Origin of the sequence: uncultured Rhodococcus sp. (assembly GCF_963525155.1) — a bacterium.
Classification (GTDB): Bacteria; Actinomycetota; Actinomycetes; order Mycobacteriales; family Mycobacteriaceae; genus Rhodococcus_F; species Rhodococcus_F qingshengii.
The window spans coordinates 1-5549 of sequence record NZ_CAURKP010000266.1; the positions used below are offsets into that span (position 1 = coordinate 1).

A 5549-nucleotide genomic window follows, 5' to 3' on the forward strand; every position below is an offset into this window, starting at 1 on the left:
TTCTGGCGGTGTCCTCGTAGTAGTCCTCTTGCTCGATGATCTTTCCCACTTGGTCCGAACGAGAAGCACTGTTCGATTTCGATAGATGACGGCGCCGTCGGGGCCAAGGGCTCGGTCGTCGAAACGGGCGAGCAGGGTCATGCGCCAGAGTGGACCACCGAAATACGCTTCGGTGACCGCGCCTTGAAGCCCCGCATCGACAAATTGTTGGAGAAACGTCTCGATTCGGTCCCCATCGCTTCATCTTCGAAGCTTGTCGTGGCATCGAATGCCCTGTCAACGATGTGTCCGGGTCTGCTGATATCTGACAGAGAATTGGATATTGACAGTGACTGTCACAATAGGTGAGACTCGCATTATCGAGAATGGCCGGATCTCGGCCGAGGCGGGAGGACGTTGCTGATGTCACTACGGGAGAGACAGCGGTTGCAGGTGCGAGCAGACATTCAACGTGCGGCATTCGATCTGTTCGCGCGTGACGGTTTCGAGGATGTGACCACCGAGCAGATTGCGGCGGCAGCGGGGGTATCGGCGAGTACGTACTTCCGGCACGTTCGTAACAAGGAGGATCTGCTGTTGGATCCGGTCAGGCAGGGCGGCGCCGGAATCGTGACGCTGCTCGAGGATCGCCCGGCATCCGAGTCGGCTGATCTTGCGATCTCGCGGGCAATCCTGGAACGCTCCAATGCTTTCGAGTCCTCGGAGATCGATCAGTGGCGAGCAGCGTTCCGCACCGCGCCGCACCTGATGGATCGAGTCGCCCTGATCGCGCCCGAGCATCGTGATCGGTTGGTCGAGTTGGTGGCACAACGGATGTACCTCGATCCGGAAAATGACAGCCGCCCAGGACTTCTCGTTCATTTGATGTTGGCAGCGGCGGAGTTCGGTTATCGGCAATGGATACGTAACCCTCACAAGCGCGGGGCATCACTTCCCGTGTGCGTCGAGGGGGCGCTCGACGCAGTTCGGGGATCCCGGTGGCACACGCAGGACGAAGATGACACGAAAGGTCGTGACCAGTGATGGACGAGAACTCTCAGGGCGCCGCGCCGCCCGTAGTGGATGTCGTTGTTGTCGGATCGGGGGCTGCCGGCATGTCCGCAGCCATCACCGCAGCCCGCAACGGACTCTCGACGATACTCGTGGAGAAGTCCGAATACTGGGGCGGTTCGTCGTCCCGGTCCGGGGGCGGCGTGTGGATTCCGGGAAACTCGATACTTCGCCGCGAGGCACCGACAGATGATATCGACTCTGCGCGAACATATCTGAAGAGCATTGTCGGAGAGGATGCAGACAGCGACCGAATCGACACGTATCTCGATCGAGGTCCGGAAGCCCTCGATTTCCTGATTCGTCACTCTGCACTCGAGCTCGAATGGGTGAAGGGTTACTCCGACTACTTTCCCGAGGCACCTGGCGGACGTGCAAGCGGCCGCTCGTGCGAGCCGCGCCCGTTCGACGCGCGAGCTCTGGGCGACGATCTTGCGACACTTCATCCGCCGTACATGAAGGTTCCGCTCAACATGGTTGTCCAACAATCTGATTACCGTTGGCTGAGCACGGGGATCCGGCATTGGCGGGGTCCGGTGCGGATGCTTCGGGTAGGAATGAGATCCCTGGCCGCAAGAGCTCGGAGGAAGAAGCTGATCGGGCTCGGGCCGGCGCTCATGGCCGAACTGATGCTCGGAGTTCGGGACGCCGGAGTGACGGTGGAGCTCGGGACGAGGCTTGTGGATTTGGTGACCGACAGTGATCGTGTCGTGGGTGTGCGACTCGAGTCCGGGGGAGTGCAGACCACCATGCACGCTCGATGCGGTGTCATCCTCGCGTGTGGCGGGTTCGACAACAACGACGACATGCGAGGCGAGTACCAGCGACGGCCGAGTAGCGCGCAGTGGACACTCGGGGCACCGACCAATACCGGGGATGGCATCCGTGCAGCTCTACGCGTCGACGCCGCAATTTCGTACATGGACGACGCGTGGTGGGCCCCGTCGATTCCACTGCCCAAAGGCCCGTGGTTCGCCTTGGCGGAACGCTCGTTGCCTCGCAGCCTCATGGTCAACGCCAGCGGTCAGCGCTTCATGAACGAGTCACTTCCCTATGTCGAAGCGGCACACGCCATGTTCGGCGGAAAGTACGGCCGAGGTGAAGGACCCGCTGAGAACATCCCGGCTTGGCTGATCTTCGATCAGACGTACCGTGACCGTTACCTGTTCGCGGGGGTTCCGGCGCGCAGGCCGATACCTCGGTCGTGGATCGAATCGGGTGCGATCGTGCGAGCTGGATCGATTGCCGAACTCGCTGCCGAGATCGGAGTGCCGGGCGATGCGCTGTCCGCGACCATCACACGATTCAACAGTCACGCGCGCGACGGAGTCGATCGCGACTTCGGCCGTGGGACAAGCAGATACGACCACTACTACGGCGACTGCACCAACAAGCCCAACCCCAGCCTCGGAGAACTCACGAAGGGTCCGTTCTATGCCGCGAAGATGGTGCCTGGAGACCTGGGGACCAAAGGCGGCATCAACACGGACGCTCGCGCGCGAGCGTTGCGCGCCGACGGTTCGGTCATCGACGGGCTCTATGCAGCAGGTAACACCAGCTCACCGGTGATGGGTCATACCTATGCCGGTCCAGGTGCAACTATCGGTCCCGCAATGGTTTTCGGATATCTGGCGGCGCTCGATGCGGTCGGACGATCCCAGAACGGTAGTGAGCTCGAGACCGAAGGCAGGAATAATGGTTTGGCAGATCGCCGTGGGTAGGGTTCTCTTGACAGCGTGACCCACCTCAACATCGCCGACGTCGACTACTTTCTCCCTGATGGTCGGCAACTGCTCAGCGGTGTCAGCTTTCGGGTCGGCAACGGTGCAAAAACTGCACTGATAGGCCCCAACGGGACTGGTAAGACGACGTTGCTCCGCATTGTCGCCGGAGACGTCGTCGCCGACGAGGGCGCTGTCACTCGATCCGGAACACTGGGCGTGATGCGGCAATTCGTCGGCCAGGTTCGCGACGAGTCCACCGTGCGCGATCTTCTGTTGTCCGTCTCGCCGGCACGGATCCGGGACGCAGCACTGGCGCTCGATACGGCAGAAAACGCGATGATCGAGCGCGACGAGGAATCAACTCAAATGAAGTATTCGCATGCGCTGGCCGATTGGGCCGACGTGGGCGGCTACGAGACCGAAGACTTCTGGGACAAGGTCACTACCGCGGCTCTCGGTGTTCCCTATGACCGTGCGAAGTGGCGCGCGGCCAACTCCCTCAGTGGTGGCGAGCAGAAACGGTTGGTTCTCGAAGCACTGTTCGCTGGGCCCGACGACGCACTCCTACTGGACGAGCCGGACAACTACCTCGATGTTCCGGGCAAGCGATGGCTGGAAAAGACGATCTCGGAATCGTCGAAAGTGGTTTTGTTCGTCAGCCACGACCGCGAACTGATCGCCAACGCGGCCACCCACATCGTGACGCTCGAGCCCGGAATCAGCGGCGCAACGTCGTGGACGCACGGCGCTGGGCTGGCCAGCTACCACCAAGCCCGCGAGGATCGCAACGCTCGATTCGAAGAACTGCGCCGACGCTGGGACGAGGAGCACGCGAAATTACGTGCCCTGGTTCTGCGGTTGCGTGAAAAGGCCAAGTTCAACGACGGCGTCGCTGCGCGGTATCACGCCTCGCAAACCAGGTTGGCGAAGTTCGAGGAGGCAGGGCCACCCGAAGCGATTCCACTTCAGCAGAAGGTGACGGTTCGGCTGGCGGGCGGGCGAACCGCCAAGCGCGCGTTGGTATGTCAAGATCTCGAGCTGACCGGATTGATGAAGCCTTTCGACACCGAGATCTGGTACGGAGATCGGGTTGCCGTGCTGGGCTCCAATGGATCCGGAAAGTCGCATTTCCTTCGGCTCTTGGCGGGTGGGGGGACCGATCCGGGGAGCGAGCATCTGCCCGTCGAGGCGCTCGACATCGCGCCGGTCGAGCACGGGGGTACTGCGACGTTGGGTGCCCGGGTACGTCCCGGATTGTTTGCGCAGACACACTCCAGGCCCGATCTGACCGGAAACACGCTGCTCGAGATCCTGCACATGGGCGACGAACACCGCAGCGGAATGGGACGCGAAGCGGCGAGCCGCGCGCTGGACCGTTACGGATTGTCCCAAGCTGCGGAACAGAAGTACGACGACCTGTCCGGCGGTCAGCAGGCACGATTGCAGATCCTGCTCCTCGAGCTCTCCGGCGCCACGATGTTGTTGCTCGACGAACCGACCGACAACCTCGACCTTCATTCGGCTGACGCGCTCGAACAGGGCATTGCTCAGTTTGCCGGCACGGTCATCTCGGTCACGCACGATCGCTGGTTCGCGCGCGGGTTCGACAGGTTCCTCGTCTTCGGATCGGATGGGAACGTGTACGAGAGCGAGTCGCCGGTGTGGGACGAGGCCAGGGTCGAACGAGCGCGCTGAGATCGAGCAGCCACTCCCTACCTGGGGAGAGGCGGCAGCTCGTTGATCACCGCGCGAAGGAGGCTCGGATCGCTGCGATCCCGTCGTCGGCGGCTGGGGTCTCCTTCGCGCTGAAGTAGAAGCTGCCCCGGTGACGGTATCGAGATGACGGTCAGATCTGCGAAACCCAGTTCGAGGTGCGCGAAAGCTGTCTCGACTGCCGCGAGCTCGTACTCGAATCGCTCCCGAGGTGCTGCGCCCACCGCAGCGAGACACCAGCTGTAGTGCAGTTTCAGCGGGTCGCTGTCGCAGAGCGCGATACCGGTTCTCGCTTCGAGATCTTCCGCTTGCGACCATCGCTTCGAATTGACCGTTGTCCAGTAACTTGCCTGAAGGTCGAGATCCGTGCCGTCCGGCTCGAACCCGGTGGGCTGATACTCGGCGACGAATCTCTCCGCCGCGGATTCGCCACCGAGTTGGGTTCGGCACCAGGTGGTCTTGCCGGCGGCGCTGGGTCCTTCCACTGCGATGATCACCAGTCCATTCTCCATAATGATTGGGGCGGTTGGTTTTTCCCGTTGCCAGGACTCTCTTAACATCCCCAGGATCCTCGTTGGCGGTCCGACACGGCCTGTTTCGGTGCGGTGGGTCACACAATCACCGTGACGGTTGCCACATAACGAACGGATAACGATCGGTATGGTTGAACCTCGAATCAACTAGTTGACCTGTGGTTATTTCTTGAATCTCGACTGAATCTGGTACGGCAGTGCCGGAAAACTGCCCCGTGACCAATCCGTGACCATCGCCTACGGTCGTTGACAGCCCGAAACTACCGGGCAAACACCGACCCGCAACTGCGTGCTTCTGCCCCGCGGGTCCGGTACTCCCGAAACCTTCGCGGGGCAGGAGTGAAACAGACGAGTCGATCGACGAGACGTGAAAGCGTCCGGGCCGATCTCGTCCGCGGTAGCGGAGAGGATTTACCCAATGACCAGCATCACCTTCAAGCGCGCCCTCGGCGCAGTTGCAACCGCAGGCGCAGTTGTCGCGATCCCGCTCGCCATGAGCACCGGCACCGCTTCGGCAGCCGGCCACGAC

General features: G+C 61.7%; 4 protein-coding genes. 3 read left to right on the plus strand and 1 reads right to left on the minus strand.

The window, feature by feature from the left end; all coding sequences use genetic code 11:
- Positions 1 to 402 precede the first annotated feature (402 nt).
- The 3 genes from RWT78_RS27680 to RWT78_RS27690 are packed head-to-tail and all read left to right on the plus strand — an operon-like array spanning position 403 to position 4469.
- Entirely contained in the window at positions 403 to 1023 is a 621-nt protein-coding gene (locus RWT78_RS27680; RefSeq protein WP_030536452.1) for a TetR/AcrR family transcriptional regulator, read from the plus strand.
- On the plus strand, positions 1023 to 2771 hold the full coding sequence (gene kstD / locus RWT78_RS27685; protein WP_314682395.1) for a 3-oxosteroid 1-dehydrogenase: 1749 nt from the start codon (positions 1023 to 1025) through the stop codon (positions 2769 to 2771). The genes RWT78_RS27680 and kstD overlap by 1 nt, the downstream gene beginning before the upstream one ends.
- A 15-nt stretch (positions 2772 to 2786) precedes the next feature.
- A complete protein-coding gene (locus RWT78_RS27690) occupies positions 2787 to 4469 on the plus strand; it encodes an ATP-binding cassette domain-containing protein (RefSeq protein WP_003944811.1) in 1683 nt (560 codons plus the stop codon).
- 17 nt (positions 4470 to 4486) lie between these two features.
- Here RWT78_RS27690 and RWT78_RS27695 read toward each other — a convergent pair whose 3' ends face one another.
- Entirely contained in the window at positions 4487 to 4984 is a 498-nt protein-coding gene (locus RWT78_RS27695; RefSeq protein WP_399552210.1) for a hypothetical protein, read from the minus strand.
- Positions 4985 to 5549: the final 565 nt, after the last annotated feature.